Source organism: Stenomitos frigidus ULC18 (genome assembly GCF_003003795.1).
In the GTDB taxonomy this organism is placed as follows: Bacteria; Cyanobacteriota; Cyanobacteriia; order Leptolyngbyales; family Leptolyngbyaceae; genus Stenomitos; species Stenomitos frigidus_A.
Map to the genome: position 1 here is coordinate 32,555 of NZ_PVWK01000015.1, position 17,305 is coordinate 49,859.

A 17,305-nucleotide genomic window follows, 5' to 3' on the forward strand; every position below is an offset into this window, starting at 1 on the left:
GTAGACAACATCAGTTCGGTAAAGCCTGGGAGCAAACAAAGGTAACGACTCGAGTTTCTGTCCTTGCCTGATTCATCCCGCTATGCAGCAATGCGTCTACCGAACATGGATAGACTTTAACGGTTTGGGTACACAGCTGCTGTTGATGCTTAAGCAACGCCTGAGCTTGATATTGCCAAAGCCTGGTGTTTGCTCAATCACGTTGGTCTCAGGAGTAAGCGTGGTTCAATCAAACACAAGGCACGCTAAGCAACCCAATGCCAGTCAGTGCTATTTGTGCTTTCTCCTTGCTCCTATTGAATAACGTCTGTCTGGTATCGTCATTTGTGAAAAAAGTATGTATGTGCGATTCCAGATTCGTGCCGTGACTCAACCAGGTGAAGCAATTGTTCTGGTTGGCTCCATTTCCGAGATGGGTTTATGGGATGTGGTGCAAGGTGTTCGGTTACACACGAACGCTGCTGACTATCCACTCTGGTGGGTTGACATTGAACTCAATGACGATGAAGCTATGCCACGTAGCGATCGCCGTGTGGCATACAAGTATGTGCGCGTTTGTTTGAACGGCAGAGTGGCATGGGAGGCGTTCGGTGTAAACCGTTGGGTGCCCCTTGAAGCGAAACCGCTACCCAGCCCCATCATCGCTAAAAGATGGCTTGTTTTCTGAGCAATTGCGGAATTGTCATCCCAGGCTGTGGTGCACCCGCAAAGACAGTGCCAGCTTTAGCATCATAAAAATGCACCGAATTCATGTGATAAGCGCCCTCAGGCAGGGGGAAATAGTCCGCTTCCTTGACAAGTTCTTCGGTGTGACCGAGGTAATACTCAACAAACGCTTTCACGTTTGGGTTGACCTGGGCAGACTGAATATTGACATAGAGGAGAAGAGGCCGAGAAAAGGGTTGATAGCGTGTATTGTTGACCGTTTCGACAGACGGCAACACGGCTCCTTTGCCGCTATCGATAGCAAGTGGCTTTAGATGATTGGTGTTGGTTCGGTAAGCGCCATACCCGAAGTATCCAAGTGCCGCAGGATCATCGCCAACTTTTCGAGCGAGCACGCGAGCATCTGCGTCGCCGATGTAATCAGAACGAATGCCATGTTCTGGAAGCCCCAGAGCGAGCGCAAAATAATCAATCGTTCCAGAGTTTTTGTCTGGTCCATAGAGATGGATGGGTTGGTTGGGCCAGCCAGCCCGAATTTGATTCCAGGTTTTGATTTTGCCCTCTGCCGCAGGATCCCACAGTTTTTTAAGCTCTGCAGTCGTGATGTCGTTGGCCCACTGGTTTTTCGCATTGACCACAACGGTCAGCGCATCAAACGCAATCGGCAGTTCAACGTATCTCACATTATTTTGTTTGCACGCATCGATCTCCCTCAGCAAGATTGGCCGAGAAGCGTCATTGATGGCGGTTTCACCAGCACAGAACGACTTAAAACCAGCTTCTGTACCCGCTTGCCGAACCGTCATGCTCACATGGCTTAATTCGCCCGTGTTAAATTTCGTGACTGCTAATTGAGTAATGGGATAGACCGTAGAGGAGCCATCGATTTGCACAGAATTCTGACTGGCTTGACTGTTTATCGTACAGCCTGCGGTTAAACTCAGCGTCCCTGAGACAAAAAGTAGCATGACGTTTTGGCGTAAAGACTTGTGGCATAACAGCATATTCGTTAAACCTCGCTAAACCCAAAGATAATATTCTGTTAATCTCTCGATCTTAATTCTTCTGTTGTGTTTGGCAGAGGAAAAGGCTAAAAGCCATGCAATTCGTTACAGGAATCTTGCTTTTTCGTTACCTTTGATCAGCGAGCAACGGGAGATTCGTGCTGGCTATGTGAACTCAGAGGGGTGCCAAAACTGAACTGGAAATCATCCTCACAAGTTCCTCATACTTTTACTCTTCAATCTCAGATGGAGCGGTTTTGTTCGAGGATCGAAATCTGTATTTAACACAGTTGTAGGAGCGTATTTATGCTGGCAGATTCTCCAGCACATACATCAACCTTCGCCAATGAATCCGATATCGTTTTGCACGCCCGACTGAAAGCACTGTACTATGGCAAATTTTTAGCGCTACGTCAGATTGATTTGCCGATTTATAAAAATACCATCACGGCGTTTATTGGTCCTTCTGGTTGTGGTAAAAGCTCATTATTGCGCTGCTTTAATCGTCTGAATGATCTTATTCCAGGAACCCGTCTAGAGGGACAGGTGTTCTTTCAAAATACCGATATTTACCATCCAGAGATTGACCCGATCGCGCTTCGTGCCTGCATTGGCATGGTGTTCCAGCGTCCAAATCCTTTCCCGAAATCGATTTATGAAAATGTTTCCTTTGCCCCTCGAATTCAACTGTTTGAGGGGCTTTTAGATGAGCATGTTGAACAAGCGCTCCGGCGAGCCTATTTGTGGGATGAGGTCAAAGATAAGCTTCAGGAGAGTGCCCTTGATCTTTCTGGCGGACAGCAACAACGGCTGTGTATTGCGAGAGCACTCGCTGCCAATCCAGAAGTCATTTTGATGGACGAACCTTGTTCGGCTCTCGATCCATTGGCAACCCGACTAATTGAAGAATTGATGATCGATCTCAAGCAGCAGCACACCATTGTGATTGTGACTCATAACATGCATCAAGCTGCACGGATATCGGATATGGCCGCCTTTTTTAATCTTGAGATGCAGGAGGGTAGCCGTACAGGTGAATTAGTAGAGTATGACCATACGCATGTCATTTTTGATCATCCGCAGAATGAGATCACCCGGCAATATGTCGAAGGTCGCTTTGGCTAATAGAACGAATCTTTAAGCCAAAAAAAGCACGATCGTCTTAACCTTCAAGATTGGTTGATAGGTTGTCGAAGTAGTAATGTAGGTGTGGTTTCATGAAGACTCAGGCATTTGATGCTTCGATCAAGCTCGGTGAGTATGGTTATCAAATCATTAGTCAAAATTTTCAGAAATTTGTCGAACAAGAAGACGCTGTTCTCAAAGATAAGAATCCTGAGCCGTTGCATCAGATGCGAGTTGGCATGCGACGCTTGAGAATAGCCGTTCAAGTCTTTCACACCGCGATCGTACTGCCCAAAACAATTCGTGATGCATCGATTGGGAAAATGGCTAAAGGATTGGGAGAAACACGCGATTTAGATGTGTTGCAGCAAGAGCTAAAAACTCACTATCAGCCGTTGTTGCAAAAATCGGAACAGTCAACGCTTGATGAGGTTCTCAAGCAGTTACGCCAAACCCGTAGCGAGAGCTTTTCGCATTTGAAAAAAACGCTGCACGGCGCTCGCTATCAAGCACTAAAGCAGTCCATACAAGCCTGGATAGACCATCCTGTTTATACCCCAATGAGCGCTGTATCCATCGTGCAAATTTTGCCCGATCTACTATTGCCCCTGGTCTGCCAACTGTTTTTCCATCCAGGTTGGCTCGTGGGAGCAACGGTTCAAGGGGGCGCTGTAACGCTCATACCCATCGAAAATGCAGAGGCTTTGAATCAACAATTGCACACGTTTGGTGATCTCCTACACGGCTTGTGTAAGCAGATGAAAGGCGTTCGTTATCAGGCAGAATTTTTCTCTGCTTTTTATGATGCGTCCTATCTCCAAAGAATTGAAGAGTTTAAATCAATCCAGGATATTCTGGGTCAGCTTCAAGATCAGGTGGTGCTGCGTCAGTTTTTAGAATCTGCTCTCAAAGCGGATCTGGCAGATGTGTTACCGACCATCGATCAAGTGATGCAGCAGAATGCAGTGGCCTTTTGGCAACATTGGCAACCGCTTCAGCAACGTTATCTTGCGCCAGACTTTCGTGAATCGGTGCGATCGTTGCTCACCAACCCAACCGTGCCAGTGCCTTCATCGCCCCAAAGCCGCAAAAAGAGCATTAGAAGCAATAAACCAGCCACAACAAGACCCTAAATACTGCCTGCAATCGGTTTGCAAGCAGATGTTTTTGGTTTGCAAGTAGATGGTTTGGACATTCTACAGCGCTTTATCTTCGAGAGAAAAATTTCAATACAAGGGGCCTTTTATGCTTAGCTCAACGTCAGAAAAGCCAGTTGATCCGCTGAATCTTGCTGATCCCCATGTCTTGCTATCCACGCTACAAGCGCTTCGCCAGACGATTGAAGGCGAAGGCCAATCGATGTTTGAGCAATGGCGATCGCACATTCAGCGAGCCGATTTTCTGTCGAGTGCCTTGAATTTAGCGGAGTATCTCGCGCTCCGTCGGCACGATCTACGTGAGCTTCAGGCGGCACTGATGCCCTGGGGCTTGTCTTCCTTGGGACGTATCGAAGCCCGCGTGATGCCCAATCTGGATGCGGTGATTGCCACGCTGGCACTGATTTGTGGCGCTGAGTCTGCCCAACCTTGCAACCATCCGCCAATTGAGTCTTTTTTTGAAGGCGATCGGTTACTCCAACAGCACACGGAAGCCTTGTTTGGTCACCCCCCAGCCCAGCGTCGCGTCAGGATTATGGTGACGTTACCGACGGAAGCTGCCACTGACTACGACATGGTGCGAGCCATGGTGCAACGCGGGGCGAACTGTGTCCGGATTAACTGTGCTCACGATACTCCCGAAAGCTGGCAGGGCATGATTGACCAGGTTCATCGAGCAGCCCAGGAGACCGGAACACCCTGCAAAATCATGATGGACTTAGCGGGTCCCAAAATCCGCACGGGGACTGTGCTGGCACCCCTGGGGAAAAAACGGGTCTTTCGAGGCGATCAGATTCTACTGTCCCAGTGCCAGCTTGAACCTGAAAGTAACGCGGCCTCCGATGAAGCGATTCCATCGCCTGTAGACCAGTTCCAAACCTGCTGCACAGTTCCCGAAATTCTCGCGTTGCTGACGGTTGACACCCCTGTGTATATCGACGATGGCAAAATTCGGACGCGCGTAGTGGAGACTCAGCATTCCCTGCCCGATGGGCGATCAGGACTCTTGCTACAGGTGACGCACGCCAGCCCTAAAGGGGTCAAACTTCGTCCTGAAAAGGGGTTGAATTTTCCCCATACGGTTTTACCGCTGAGTCCGCTCACCGAAAAAGATTTACACGACTTAGACTTTGTGGCGAGGCATGCGGATATCATTGGCTACTCGTTTGTACAACGACGTGCGGATATTGAGCGATTGCAGCAGGAATTGGCTCAACGCTCTGAGGGAAGACCCCTCCCAGAGATCGTGGCCAAGATTGAAACGGCGATCGCCGTCAGCAACCTACCTGAACTCATCATTCATGCAGCGGGCAAGCAGGCGTTTGGGGTCATGATTGCAAGGGGCGACTTGGCCGTTGAAATTGGCTACCAGCGCTTAACCGAGATCCAGGAAGAAATTCTCTGGCTGTGTGAGGCAGCGCATGTGCCCGTGATCTGGGCCACTCAGGTGCTCGAAAGTCTGGTGAAAAATGGTGCCCCTTCACGGGGTGAGATGACCGATGCCGCGATGGCTGAACGTGCGGAATGTGTGATGTTGAATAAAGGCCCGTTTATTGCCGAAGCGATCACCATTCTGGATGATGTGCTCACGCGCATGGAAGCCCACCAATCGAAAAAAACGCCCCAATTGCGGGCACTCCACTCTTGGTAAGGCGTGTCATCCATCGTTAAAGCGCGCAGAACGTAGGGAGGGGTTGAGCCGAGATAAAGGCAAAAAGGTGCCAGATGGCTAGAAGCATTGTCTGGAGGGAGTTTGGAAGAAGCAAGTATCTGTTGCTTGTAAATCAGCACTGCTGCCGCTCCCGCAGCAGTCCCGATACTGAGCCTCACTGCGACAGATGCTCTGCAACTCAATCTAGATAAGGCTTTTCAGCTCATGTTGCACTTTTTTGCCCGTATATGGACTAGCGGGCGCATCCATGCAGAAAGTTACGGTTTCAATGTGTCAGGAAACTTAGAACTGACCCTGTAAACTGATTTTGCTTGCTTGATGAGTTTTCTTGTGCTGATTAAGACCTCATAGCGGCTAAAAGCTCGGCGCAAAGAAAACGGTCGTTCTTCTAGCTGCTCCCTTTATGGGAAATGAAAGCCCTATAGAACAAAGCTTTCAGCCGAAACCGTAGGTTTCTGTTCAAATGCGCGCGCTGGTCCAATCTATCGAAGAGAGGCTCAGAATCAGCACTTCTGCTGCGCGGGGCAATTAACCACGACGCTCTGACAGCTCCACCTGGAGAGGCGAAACTGGTAGAAGCTGAGCCGCACCAAGCGCAGCAAGAGCGTGAGCGCGCGCTGGAGTGACAGCGTTGCAGCTGCAGTGCTACCAGAGCTTACGGCGTTTCCTGGTCAAAGGGGAGTGCCAGTTGGTCTGGTCCCGCGAAGCGTTGACGTTTCTGCGCTGTTTCGACCTGTCGTCTGGCTTTAACCTGGTTCAACACCTGTTTGATGTAAGCAATCCCCTCCTCCTGGGTCATATTTCTGGTCTCTGGCTGACTCAAATCCGCGATGGGAGCGCTATTACACCCGATCGCCCATGATTCCAGACTTTCCAAAGGGCTAGAAATCCCTTCAGGCAGCATATTACACCCATTCTCACCCAATAAGTTTGTGTGCCTGTTGGAGTCGGATGCTGCCCACGGGCAATCCGGCTCCAACAGGCACTCTGGGGTTCTTTGCTGTCATCACGTTGAGAGCATCATTGGGATCAATGGTTCAGCAGCGCCAAAATTTCTTCAAAGCAAAACTCCTCTACCATGTGGGTTAAAGTTGTTGCCATGTGAGCGTTTGAAGACGGAATTTGCTCAATGAGGGTGAGCAGGCGTTTGGTGTTTGCGCGACTAGCGGCTTGGTGCAATTGATCTAACCAATCTAGGGGCATGACCGCCAGATCCGCCGTTGTCAAAGGGGTCACGGGTGAATGATCGCTGAGGTATGACTGGCTTACCTCAGTGATCTTTTTGTCTGTTTCTGTCTCGGCATAGACATAGCAGACACCCAAAAATTCTGCCATCTTGTCAAAAATGATCTCCGTCTGAAAGGGTTTGCGGACAAAATCGCTGCATCCCGCTGCCAACGCTATTTTCCGATCTTCTTCAAAAACGCTACCCGTGAGGGCAATAATGATGGGAGATGGATAGCTGAGTCGATCTCTGGCCGCTTTAATGCGTTTAGTTGCTTCGTAGCCATCCAGCACCGGCATCCGAATATCCATCCAGATCAGATGGGGTTGCCAGCTTTCCCAGACCGCGATCGCCTCTAACCCATTCACAGCCTCCCGCACCTCAAACCCCACAGAGGTCAGCAACGTCTGTAAAATCTGGCGATTTTCGGCTTTGTCATCTACGGCTAGAATCCGGTAGGTGGGCTGATCCGGAGCCAAGCCAACGACTGTAGGACGGGGAGCGGTTGCCAGTTGGGCTGGGTTATTCACGATCGCGGTTTGAACTGTAAAACGGAACGTTGTACCCATACCAACGGTACTGCTAACGGTAATTTCGCCGCCCATCAAGTTGACAAACTTCTGGCTAATCGCCAGTCCCAACCCTGTACCCTCCTGGGACTGTTTTCCACTGTCTGTCTGCACAAACGGCTGAAACAGACGGGGAAGATCGGCTGAAGCAATGCCAGGTCCCGTGTCCTCAACTTCGAACAGAAGGGTTGTGGAAGGAGGATGGGTAGAAAAGTTAGGAGGATGGGGGTGCTCTTCCTTGGTTTCGTGTGCGGCTTCTGCCAGCTTGACGCGCAGGGCGATCGCGCCATCCTGGGTGAATTTCACCGCATTGCCAACGAGATTCACTAACACCTGACGCAGCTTACTTTCATCGGCGTGAATGAATTGGGGCAGATCAGGTGTCTGCTCCAGCAACAGTTGCAAACCTTTTGCCTGGGCTTTCATCTGAAACATCTGGTAGAGCCAGTTGAGCAGCCCGTAGAAGTCCAGATCCGTCGGGTTGAGACTCACTCTGCCCGCCTCAATTTTGGACATTTCCAGCACATCGTTAATGAGCGTCAGCAAATGTTCACCACCCCGATTGATGATATCCAGGTATTCTTGCTGTTGCGCATTGAGGTCTCCACCGCGCAACAATAACTGGCTGAAGCCCAGGATGACATTGAGCGGCGTACGTAATTCATGGCTCATGTTTGCCAGAAACACGCTCTTGGAGCGGTTGGCTGCTTCTGCGGCGGCAACACTGCTGCGGAGGGCTGCTTCTGCATGTTTGCGATCGGTAATATCGCGCACAATCACGAGCACTTCATCATCCAGTGTGGGCACAATTCGCACCTCTTCATCTAGCGGCTCGCCTTCAATGATGAGCTGTTGTTCATAGATTTGGAGTTCTCTGGTTTCTAGGGCTTGTTGCATATAATGCAAACGCCGCTCAGCAAGCTCGAGCGGTAAAGAATCATAGACCGTAGTGCCAACCGCCAGTTGCAGTGCGCTAAACACTTTGAGGCGATCGTTGCTGAGTACATCCAAATAGGTTCCGTCGCGTTGAATCCGAAACAGCAAATCAGGCATGGCGTCAATCAGGGCGCGATTGGTGGCTTCGCTCTGGCGTAACGCCGCTTCTGCCTGCTTGAGTTCCGTAATATCGCGCGCCACCCAGAGAACAGTATTTTCGGACAGCGGTGAAACGCTGGCAGACGTCCACATGAGCTGATCAGCGATGGTTAAGCTGTACTCGACGTTGGTCAGCGGTTGCTGCGTTGCCAAGACCTGCTGAATGGTGCGGTGATGCAAAGCTGCCAGTTCGGGTGGGTGAACATCGTAAACGGTGCGGTTGACCTGTTCTTCACTGGGTTTCACCAGTAATTGAGGGTTCGTTGCCACTAGTTTCAGGCAACGACCCGTGTGGTCAAACACCAGAATGACATCTGGCATGGCGGCGAATAACCCATGCAGTTCGTCTTCAATGCGTTTGCGATCGCTAATATCAGCAATCACCCCATCGACACAACCAAATGCCTGATCGAGACGGGCAGAGAGTAACCCCCAAAATTTAGAGCCATCTCGCTTCAAAAATTGGGCTTCAAAGTTATGCAGTGCGCCACTCTCATACAACTGTGCCCGTGCCCGTACCCGATCCTCAGGATGCACATAAAAATCAGTTGTCCGCTTTTGCATGATTAAGTCTGAGGGTTTATAACCAGTCATGGCAATGAACTGCTGATTGGTATCTAAAATCAAGCCGTCTTCCATGCGGGTCCGAAAAATTCCTACTTGAGAGTTTTCAAACAGGTTGCGAAACTTGCTTTCACTTTGCTGTAGCGCTGCCACCGCCTGTTGGCGTCTTTGTTCGTAAGCTTCCAGGTCTGCCAGCATCGTGTTGATGCGAACCGCCAGATCGGACAGTTCATCGTGTCCCAGTTCGGAGACGCGACTTGAAAGGTTGTCGCGGCTGATGGCGCTCACTTCAGTACTAAGCTTTGCCAACCGGGATAAGGCCAATCGCTCTAGCAACAGCAGCGTGACTACGCAAAGAACAAGCCCAATGCCTAAAATAGACCCACTCAAAAACCGGAGGGTTACCTGCCCTTGCTGGTAGATCGTACGATCGCTTTCGGTTTTGAGCACAATCGCGGGTTTGCCATAGATATCGTTCAGCAGCGCATAGCCGGCGATCGTCGCGTCGCTTAAGGGATGCACCGCAACGGCAGCAGTCTCTGCGATTGGAGCCTGTTGCCAGGATTGTAAACGAGCTGGCAACTGTGCAGTTTCAACCGGTTGGATGGAGAGCGGCAAGCGGATCAGTTTTGCGAGTCGATTCACTTCATCCTGATCCAGGTAGCGCCCCACTAAGAGCGTGCCGCGAATGGGACCACCTCCCTCACTCGTCAGGATGGGGCGAGACACAATCATCATGGCACCTTCTGGCAGAGACACCACACCAGAGATGGTGCTCGTCAAAGCGGGATGTTGCAGCAGTCGATCGCCGGGTACGAGATGACGCTGTAAACTTTTGGGAATGGGTGTTTTGTGTTTGGTCGCGAGGTCAAAGCCAGTACCAAAAACAATGCGACCAGAGGGCTGAATGAAGGCGATGAAATTGATTTCATTCGTTTCCAATTGAGCCTCAATCAAGTTGGAGCGAATAAACTCAGGGTTTCCATCTTTTACAAAGGTATAAGCATCATCCCAAATCGCCCAATCGGAAAAATTTCGGTTGAACTGCGCTAGCGATTGCTTGAAGACGCTCAAAACGCTGTTGATCTGTTTACGGGTGTCTTGTTCTTCGGCTTGCCGGGCGTTGTTCAGCAGCAGCGTGGAGGCGATCGCATACGAGACCAAATTCAGGGCTACTGCTGTGAGGCCAATAATCAAGAGTATGCGCTGTCGCAGCGTCATAAGACATCCACTCGTTTTTCACTGATGGTATGATTACATACAATCGCTGCGGTTGCGCCAACGGATGTACTTAAACTCAAAATAGCCCCAAGACCTTCTGAGTATGGACTCCAGCTCGCCCCCTAAAGGCAATATTCTCCTTGTTGATGATACGCCCGATAATCTGCGGTTGCTGTCAGCCATGCTAACGGATCAGGCCTATGAGGTTCGGAGTGTCAGGAGTGGTTCAGCCGCTCTTATGGTGGCGCAGGCTGAGCCACCTGACGTGATTTTGTTAGACATTAATATGCCAGGGATGAACGGCTATGAAGTCTGCCAGCGCTTGAAAATCCAGCCAGCAACGACTGACATTCCCATCATTTTTATTAGTGCTCTTAACGAAGTCTTTGATAAGGTGAAAGCCTTCTCAGTTGGCGGGGTTGATTACATTAGCAAGCCGTTTCAGGTCGAAGAAGTGCTGGTGCGAGTCGAGAATCAACTGAAACTACACCGCTTGCAACAACAGCTTCAGGAACGCAATCAGCAACTTCAAGAACGCAACCATCAGCTTCAAGTCATAGAAGCGGAACTCCGCCGCTCTCTGGCACAGGAACAGACGTTGAATCAGCAGATTGAAGCCTTAGCAGCCATTGCCGAACGACACCGGATTGCCCGTGATATTCACGATTCCCTCGGACACGCTCTTGTTGCCCTCAATATTCAAATGGAGACCGCGCTAGATCTCTGGCAAGAAGCGCCCGATGAAGCCTATACCCTCTTGCAAGAAGCAAAAGCGTTGGGTTCTAAGGCACTGCGATCGGTACGAGAATCTGTCTCTGCAATTCGGACAGATCCGCTACAAGGGCTATCGCTGGTAGAGGCGTTAACCCAACTCACTCAGGAATTTCAAAATACAACCGGTATTCCGGTTGATCGCCAGATTTGCCTGCCTCCTGTACTTTCGCCCCCAGTGAGTGCCGCCATCTATCGGTTGGTGCAAGAGGGCTTAACCAACATCAGCAAACACGCTAATGCCACCGCTGTGCACCTGCAATTGCACTCAACGGATGCTGGTTTTCAAGTCATGCTGCAAGACAACGGCAAGGGCTTCCAGGTTGATGCTAACCGCAGTGGTTTTGGTTTGAAAGGAATGCAAGAGCGAGTAGCTGAAACGGGAGGACACCTCCAAATTGCCAGCCAACCAGGCACTGGCTGTCAACTGATAGCCGTCTTTCCTGACAGAAGGGTTAGTGAAGTATGATTCGCTTACTGCTAGTGGAAGATCAGGAAATTGTGCGTCGGGGGCTGAAAACCCTGTTGCAGCGCAAGCCCGACTTTCAAGTTGTGGGAGAGGCGGGAAATGGACAGGAGGCGATCGCGATCTTGCAGTCTCTCTACGGCACCCCGCTCCAACCTGATGTCGTGTTGATGGACATCAGGATGCCCGTCATGGACGGCGTGGAGGCCACGCAGCAGATCTGCCAGCAATTTCCAGAGGTGAAGGTTTTAGTCCTCACGACGTTTGACGACGCGCGCTACATCACAGAAGCGCTCCGGGTCGGGGCAAAAGGGTATGTGTTGAAAGACACCCCTTCTAAAGAACTGGCAGACATGGTTCGTTCAATTCATCGCGGCTATACCCAGTTTGGACCCGGCATTTTAGAAAAAATGATCGCGGTTGCCCCAGAACCAGAAGACGATGGCACCCCGCAACCGGAACCACAATCACAGCCACAGCCACAGCCACAATCACAAGACACCGTTCCGCAACCGTTAGAACTGCCACCTGGGTTTACTGAGCTGACCAGCCGTGAACGGGAAGTGTTGTGTTTGATCGTCGCTGGACGAAGTAACAAAGAAATTGCTCAACAACTGTGTGTCACAGAAGGAACGGCACGAAACCATATCTCTCACATCTTGACGCGTCTCAATGTGCGCGATCGCACGCAAGCAGCGGTTGTTGCCAGCACCTTTTTGTCCTGGTTAGAGAACCCTGAAGCGATTTCTTAAGCGAAGTTTGTTGGCATCAATCGTGAATAGCCGCTTTCACGTTCCCGTTGGTGTGCAGCGAAAACTTACCAACTCTGGCAAGTGAGATTCTGGTGATGGAGCGATCGACCGAGGCGATCGCGGCAGCCCTGATGCCCACATACACCAAGGCATCGGTCATTTAGCCGTTTGGGTGGTAGGACGTTCCCAGTCACAACGCCATGATTCATTTATTCAGAGCATGACATCTGTCATGCTCTGAGCAGCGCATCGCGACAAAAATTGTGCTTACAAGAGATGACATCTATCAGATGTAGGAACCCATCGCCTGAGAGTAGATTGAATACATTCAAACGAGGAAGTCGCAAGCTGAAACGCTTACCAAAAGGGGCAAATGACTTGCAACCTCAGTTGAATAAAGTACCCAACTGCCACCTTTCATCAATCTCTAAATAAAGGAACGTCAATCATGCAACTTACATACCGTGGACAGGGTTACAACTACACCCCCGCAACGTTACTACCGGTTGCCACGACTGGGGTAACTCGCACCCTCTTCTATCGTGGTTGTGCTTACCAATGCTCCTGCCCAGCCTTGCAGCCAAGTCGGTTACCAGGCGCAATCAACTGGCGCTTTGCTGGCAGGACTGTCTTTCAAACCAAGCGCTTGAGCCCAGCTCACTAAGCGACATAACGCTTTTGCCTACAGCCTCTTTACTGCTACTGCCTGCATTCATTGCTGTCTGCATGCATAAATGCCCACTGAACCACAACTCATCGTCACGCCCCACCAAAAGGAATCTTAACCATGCAACTGATCTATCGCGGTCAAGCTTTCAACTATAGCCCTTCGCCTGCACCTTCCACTCCAGTTACAACCGGGGTATACCAGACTCTCTTCTACCGCGGTGCAAGCTATCGCTGTCAGTTGGCAACGATGCAACCGACCCAGTTACCCAAAGCAATCAACTGGCGCTTTGCGGGTGCGTCTGCAGCCCCCAAGCAGTACATGAAGCCTGCTCACTAAACTACGCCTAGAGTGCTTCCCCACAATACTTTTACTATCACTGTCAAATAGATGTGCCACGCGTCCTTTCAAACCACGAGGCGCTTCACAGACACAGCTCATCAACCTTCGCCCCCAAAGGAAACACCAACCATGCAACTGATCACACCTCTTAAGACTGCTGCCCAATCAACCCCCTCTAAGCAAGCGCAGCCCCGACTCGAAGCGGCAAGACAAAAGCTCCTCGCTCCGCATGTGCCTCCCCTCTTGCGCATGACTGCCTTTCTCAGACTTTCTTGCTCCACACTGGAAGCGCCAGGAGCATACTCCCAACTGATGCAGGCGCTCTTCAGCCACCACCCGACCTGGTGGCAAACCTGCGAAGTTACTGCAGCAGGAGCATTACAGTCTTCTGATCCAGAAATACAGCTGCTTTTGGCGGTCGTATCACAGTTGCATGCCCCTCAAGACCTTCTCCTCGCGGCCTAAGTCGCTGGATGCCATATTCCACTCAAAACAACAATGATCAAATCCAGCGAACAACGTGATCAACCGTTTTAAAGATTGAGACGAGCTATGGCAATGTGCAGAGTGTTGTTCGCGGAGCGTGTGTGAAGCACGTAGGACTGTAGGCTTGTCAGCGGCTTCCCGCTGGTGTGCCGGGGCTCGCAGCAGGCTTGTTTCCAGGTAGACGCCCAAACAGATTGAACATTGCAAAGCATTGAGGCACAACACCTGACTGGCATTCAGCAACGATCCATTCATGGAGGGCATAACGTTTGACTGGTTCTAATCAGATCAACGCTGCACCACACGGTGATAACTGACAGGCAGACAAGAGATGACATTGATCCGCGGTGGGACTTCATACCATCAGATCAAGTTGAACATCTCTTAGCAGGGAAGCCGTAAATTCATAGCTGCATCACAATTCCAAGCGATACCGTGAATCAACCCAGGAGATCGTCATGCTTTCACGCCCTGTGGGACAGAGTTTTCACACCATCACTCCTTCTCCAAGCTCCATTCCAACAACGCATGAGAATAGCGCGATTGCAACAGGGGTGATCGCGCTACTCCTGCCTTTAATTGTTGCCCTTAGTATCGTTGCCAGACGGCATTACCATCAACGAGTGATGCGGCAACGGATTGCCAAATTAGAACGATTGTGGCAGCTCCATTACCGTCAAAACATACATTGAACGATCGTCCATGTAGCGCGCTTCGGGAGATCTCTCGCTGATGAGGCGTTTGTGATTGGCTTCACAATGGGCAATGATCGCCAAACGAATTGGTTACACAGATTTTATTTAAATTGATCTCGTCTAGCGTGTATCCCCAAAAATATCGCTTCTCCTGGAAAGACTTTCAATCTTTTGATGCAGGCTTTGTCTACGGTCGATCGATTCAGGTTAGAAACTTGAATCAAGTTAACTTTAGTGTCTATCAAAACGAGCCTCTCACCCACGTCAGACAATGGTTTGGAGTGTGTGAGCAGCCGACATAGAACGGTTGTCATCTCACCATATATTCGGTTGATTAATCAAACGTTTACTGCGTCTATATTTCGTCACTTTATTTACTGATTGGTTCTAAAGCCCCCAAAAGCACTTATGAATAAGCTAAACAGCTCCCTCCACTTGCCCACGAAACTGCCGTGGTCAGATAGAATCAGTCATTTCTTTCAGTTTGAGCAGCTAGGCACCAACTACCGTATTGAATGGCTGTCCAGCCTGACCACCTTCATGACCACGGCTCCCATTCTGGTCGTTAATGCTCACATCTTGGGGAATGCGGTTTTTTTGAACCAGCCGGGAGATCTTTTTGAGCAAATTTTGGTCGCGATCGTGCTTTGCTCTGCGGTTGCCAGCATGATGATGGGGCTATTGGCTAATTATCCCTTCGCGCTGGGACCTGGCACTGGTACTGCTGCCTTGTTTGCCTTTTCGATCGTACTGGGCATGGGGATGAATTGGCGCTTGGCCTTGACCGCTGCTCTGGTAGAAGGCACGCTCTTTACCGTTTTGTCTATGAGTCGGTTTCGTCGTCAACTCAATGATGCCATTCCCAACTCGCTCAAACAGGCAATGGTGGTTGGCTTAGGGCTATTTCTGTCTTATATCGCCTTGTCGGGTAAAGCGGCTCCTCCCAATTTTGGCACGGGTATTATTGTTGCCGGCACCGCGACAACGACCGCCTTAGGATCGCTCAAGCACCCTGCAACGCTCATTGCTATCTTCGGCATTTTGCTCACCGCGATGCTGACGGTTCGACGGGTGAAGGGGGCTTTGCTGCTAGGTATTTTCGGGACGGCAACTCTTGGATGGTTGTGCGGCGTTGCCCCCTTACCGAAAGGCATCGTGACTCTACCGCAGTTACCGCTTGATTTAGTTGGGCAGGCGATCGCTGGAGTGCACTATCTCACCTGGTCACAACTAGGAAATTTTATTGCGGTTGTCTTTATTCTGCTCTTTGTTTCCATGTCAGACACCATCAGCGCACTCAACGTTTTGGGACACCAAGTAGACCGCTTGAAGCCCGATGGAGAATTACACCGTTCGAAGCAGGCTTTGCTCTCCCACACAGTCAGTACGATGTTGGGTGCCTTGATCGGTAGTGTGCCTGTGATTCCCTATCTAGAATCCGCCTCTGGCATTTTTGAAGGCGGACGCAGTGGCTTTGTCTCGGTCGTGGTTGCCCTTTTATTTCTGGTCTCAGCCCTGTTTGCGCCCTTGTTTGCTGCTATTCCAGCCTTTGCAACGGCTCCTGTACTGATTATGATTGGCGTTTTGATGATGAGTTGCGTTCGCTTTATCGACTGGAATGACCTATCAGAAGCCATTCCTGCCTTTCTAGTGATCTTAATCATGCCGCTCACCTTCTCGGTCGCTGATGGCATGGCAGCGGGACTCATTGCCTACCCATTAGTCAAAGCGGCACAGAGGAATGGACAAACCACGAAACGCATCAGCCTCTTGCTTGCATTGCTATCTCTCATGTATTTCACATTTACGACTCTGCAATCTTAGCCAGGTTGATCACAACTTTGAATATTTTCCAATCAGGCTTTTGACCCATTTGGGGGTCTAGCACCGTTCTTGGCTATTAAGTATCACATCGGCTAGAACCCTTGCTAGAAAGCAATTTCAACAATCAATTTTCTACCAAAATGGGTGGTCTGACGACATTTGAGCGGTGATGGGGTTGAGGCGACAGACGACCCTAAAAGTGCAAGTTGGGCTGGAAAGCCTTACTTGGATTGAGCTTCAGAAAATCTATCGAAGAGAGTCTCTGAATCAGCCCTTCTGCTGCGCGGGGCAATTAACCCTGATTACCGCGCAATGATGGCTAGCCAATCAGAACATGAGTCGAAGTGATCAATCGCGCTCTGCCTCAACGCGCTCGTAACCGCCTTGCTGATCCATACAGCGACAAAACGATTCACGCCGATCTCATGCTTGACCACTGAGAGCTTTATGCCGCAAGCGTTTAACGCCTATCGTGACACCAAATTACACGAATGGGTCTGTGCGACTCGTTCCCGTTCAAGTCAAGCCCTTCCATAAGGTTTGAAATAAAACGGGGTCAGGGTGAAAGAACCTTGATAACTCAACTTCTGTATGGTGAGTCCAATCAGGACAATTCCAATTCCCCAAGTGCTGGGGTAACAGCGTATCCCTCAAACGCGCGACTGACTCTCAATCGTTTGAAGCAGGGATAAAAGGCGGTCACTCAAAACCCAATTGAGAATCCCGTCGAGCATAGCTGGATAAGGCTAACGAAAGTGAATCCACGTTTGAACCATCGTCATCGTGAACAAGCCTACATGGGTTAATAGGCTTGCCCAAAATGGGAAAGGATAAAACGGCAGGCAGTTGGAACCCCTGACCTGCAAGCACTCGTAACACACCCGGTGGAGAGTGGGAGCCTACGTGCAGCGTAAAACGGAAGTTGGGAACGAAGTCATCATGCACTGCGTGCACCACCACGCATGAAAATATGGTAGATTCACGCCCAAGACTGACCTTGAGGT

Annotated in this window: 16 protein-coding genes; 11 read left to right on the forward strand and 5 right to left on the reverse strand. The window is 50.3% G+C overall.

Going from position 1 to position 17,305, the window contains the following annotated elements; genetic code table 11:
• Nucleotides 1–337: 337 nt before the first annotated feature.
• Complete coding sequence (locus C7B82_RS03275; protein WP_106254883.1) at nt 338–667, forward strand: CBM20 domain-containing protein; 330 nt, start codon at nt 338–340, stop codon at nt 665–667.
• Here the strand turns inward: C7B82_RS03275 and C7B82_RS03280 are convergent.
• Nucleotides 645–1,634 (reverse strand): PstS family phosphate ABC transporter substrate-binding protein, encoded by a 990-nt coding sequence (locus tag C7B82_RS03280; RefSeq protein ID WP_106254884.1) that lies wholly within the window; start codon nt 1,632–1,634, stop codon nt 645–647. The two genes, C7B82_RS03275 and C7B82_RS03280, sit on opposite strands and share 23 nt — an antisense overlap.
• A gap of 342 nt (nt 1,635–1,976) precedes the next feature.
• Here C7B82_RS03280 and pstB point away from each other — a divergent pair, with 342 nt between their 5' ends.
• The 3 genes from pstB to C7B82_RS03295 all read left to right on the forward strand — a co-directional run bounded on the left by pstB (nt 1,977) and on the right by C7B82_RS03295 (nt 5,603).
• Complete coding sequence (gene pstB / locus C7B82_RS03285) at nt 1,977–2,795, forward strand: phosphate ABC transporter ATP-binding protein PstB (protein WP_106254885.1); 819 nt, start codon at nt 1,977–1,979, stop codon at nt 2,793–2,795.
• A 92-nt stretch (nt 2,796–2,887) separates the two neighbouring features.
• Nucleotides 2,888–3,928, forward strand: coding sequence for a CHAD domain-containing protein (locus C7B82_RS03290; RefSeq protein WP_106254886.1), 1,041 nt, complete (start codon nt 2,888–2,890; stop codon nt 3,926–3,928).
• A gap of 112 nt (nt 3,929–4,040) precedes the next feature.
• Nucleotides 4,041–5,603 carry a pyruvate kinase gene (locus tag C7B82_RS03295; RefSeq protein WP_106254887.1) on the forward strand — a complete coding sequence of 521 codons (1,563 nt, stop codon included), beginning with the start codon at nt 4,041–4,043 and terminating at the stop codon, nt 5,601–5,603.
• 676 nt (nt 5,604–6,279) lie between these two features.
• Here C7B82_RS03295 and C7B82_RS03300 read toward each other — a convergent pair.
• On the reverse strand, nt 6,280–6,528 hold the full coding sequence (locus C7B82_RS03300) for a hypothetical protein (protein ID WP_106254888.1): 249 nt from the start codon (nt 6,526–6,528) through the stop codon (nt 6,280–6,282).
• A 125-nt stretch (nt 6,529–6,653) separates the two neighbouring features.
• Nucleotides 6,654–10,298, reverse strand: a complete 3,645-nt coding sequence (locus C7B82_RS03305; protein ID WP_106254889.1) for a CHASE4 domain-containing protein — start codon at nt 10,296–10,298, stop codon at nt 6,654–6,656.
• A gap of 103 nt (nt 10,299–10,401) precedes the next feature.
• On the opposite strand from C7B82_RS03305, the gene C7B82_RS03310 reads away from it, so the two are divergent.
• Nucleotides 10,402–11,538 carry an ATP-binding response regulator gene (locus C7B82_RS03310; protein ID WP_106254890.1) on the forward strand — a complete coding sequence of 379 codons (1,137 nt, stop codon included), beginning with the start codon at nt 10,402–10,404 and terminating at the stop codon, nt 11,536–11,538.
• On the forward strand, nt 11,535–12,287 hold the full coding sequence (locus tag C7B82_RS03315; RefSeq protein WP_106254891.1) for a response regulator transcription factor: 753 nt from the start codon (nt 11,535–11,537) through the stop codon (nt 12,285–12,287). The genes C7B82_RS03310 and C7B82_RS03315 overlap by 4 nt, the downstream gene beginning before the upstream one ends.
• A 16-nt stretch (nt 12,288–12,303) precedes the next feature.
• Here C7B82_RS03315 and C7B82_RS31900 read toward each other — a convergent pair whose 3' ends face one another.
• Nucleotides 12,304–12,447 (reverse strand): hypothetical protein, encoded by a 144-nt coding sequence (locus C7B82_RS31900; protein ID WP_181357330.1) that lies wholly within the window; start codon nt 12,445–12,447, stop codon nt 12,304–12,306.
• A 288-nt stretch (nt 12,448–12,735) separates the two neighbouring features.
• Between C7B82_RS31900 and C7B82_RS03320 the strand changes: the two genes are divergently transcribed.
• From C7B82_RS03320 to C7B82_RS03335, 5 genes are all read left to right on the forward strand, one after another.
• Nucleotides 12,736–12,951, forward strand: coding sequence for a DUF4278 domain-containing protein (locus tag C7B82_RS03320; protein WP_106254892.1), 216 nt, complete (start codon nt 12,736–12,738; stop codon nt 12,949–12,951).
• Nucleotides 12,952–13,074: 123 nt separating this feature from the next.
• Nucleotides 13,075–13,293 (forward strand): DUF4278 domain-containing protein, encoded by a 219-nt coding sequence (locus C7B82_RS03325; RefSeq protein ID WP_106254893.1) that lies wholly within the window; start codon nt 13,075–13,077, stop codon nt 13,291–13,293.
• A gap of 132 nt (nt 13,294–13,425) precedes the next feature.
• Complete coding sequence (locus tag C7B82_RS03330) at nt 13,426–13,761, forward strand: hypothetical protein (protein WP_106254894.1); 336 nt, start codon at nt 13,426–13,428, stop codon at nt 13,759–13,761.
• Nucleotides 13,762–14,240: 479 nt separating this feature from the next.
• Complete coding sequence (locus C7B82_RS31275; RefSeq protein ID WP_146141036.1) at nt 14,241–14,474, forward strand: hypothetical protein; 234 nt, start codon at nt 14,241–14,243, stop codon at nt 14,472–14,474.
• A 438-nt stretch (nt 14,475–14,912) separates the two neighbouring features.
• On the forward strand, nt 14,913–16,301 hold the full coding sequence (locus C7B82_RS03335) for an NCS2 family permease (protein WP_219903973.1): 1,389 nt from the start codon (nt 14,913–14,915) through the stop codon (nt 16,299–16,301).
• A 699-nt stretch (nt 16,302–17,000) separates the two neighbouring features.
• Here the strand turns inward: C7B82_RS03335 and C7B82_RS32960 are convergent.
• The coding region (locus C7B82_RS32960) for a hypothetical protein (RefSeq protein WP_219903975.1) at nt 17,001–17,305 on the reverse strand (305 nt) is incomplete at its 5' end.

Bases quoted from the DNA above. Each gene is read 5' to 3' on its own strand.
- C7B82_RS03330 (WP_106254894.1), top strand. From the start codon at position 13,426: ATGCAACTGATCACACCTCTTAAGACTGCTGCCCAATCAACCCCCTCT.
- C7B82_RS03280 (WP_106254884.1), bottom strand. From the start codon at position 1,634: ATGCTACTTTTTGTCTCAGGGACGCTGAGTTTAACCGCAGGCTGTACG.
- C7B82_RS03310 (WP_106254890.1), top strand. From the start codon at position 10,402: ATGGACTCCAGCTCGCCCCCTAAAGGCAATATTCTCCTTGTTGATGAT.
- C7B82_RS31900 (WP_181357330.1), bottom strand. From the start codon at position 12,447: ATGACCGATGCCTTGGTGTATGTGGGCATCAGGGCTGCCGCGATCGCC.
- C7B82_RS03300 (WP_106254888.1), bottom strand. From the start codon at position 6,528: ATGCTGCCTGAAGGGATTTCTAGCCCTTTGGAAAGTCTGGAATCATGG.
- pstB (WP_106254885.1), top strand. From the start codon at position 1,977: ATGCTGGCAGATTCTCCAGCACATACATCAACCTTCGCCAATGAATCC.
- C7B82_RS31275 (WP_146141036.1), top strand. From the start codon at position 14,241: ATGCTTTCACGCCCTGTGGGACAGAGTTTTCACACCATCACTCCTTCT.
- C7B82_RS03315 (WP_106254891.1), top strand. From the start codon at position 11,535: ATGATTCGCTTACTGCTAGTGGAAGATCAGGAAATTGTGCGTCGGGGG.
- C7B82_RS03290 (WP_106254886.1), top strand. From the start codon at position 2,888: ATGAAGACTCAGGCATTTGATGCTTCGATCAAGCTCGGTGAGTATGGT.
- C7B82_RS03305 (WP_106254889.1), bottom strand. From the start codon at position 10,298: ATGACGCTGCGACAGCGCATACTCTTGATTATTGGCCTCACAGCAGTA.
- C7B82_RS03320 (WP_106254892.1), top strand. From the start codon at position 12,736: ATGCAACTTACATACCGTGGACAGGGTTACAACTACACCCCCGCAACG.
- C7B82_RS03295 (WP_106254887.1), top strand. From the start codon at position 4,041: ATGCTTAGCTCAACGTCAGAAAAGCCAGTTGATCCGCTGAATCTTGCT.
- C7B82_RS03325 (WP_106254893.1), top strand. From the start codon at position 13,075: ATGCAACTGATCTATCGCGGTCAAGCTTTCAACTATAGCCCTTCGCCT.
- C7B82_RS03275 (WP_106254883.1), top strand. From the start codon at position 338: ATGTATGTGCGATTCCAGATTCGTGCCGTGACTCAACCAGGTGAAGCA.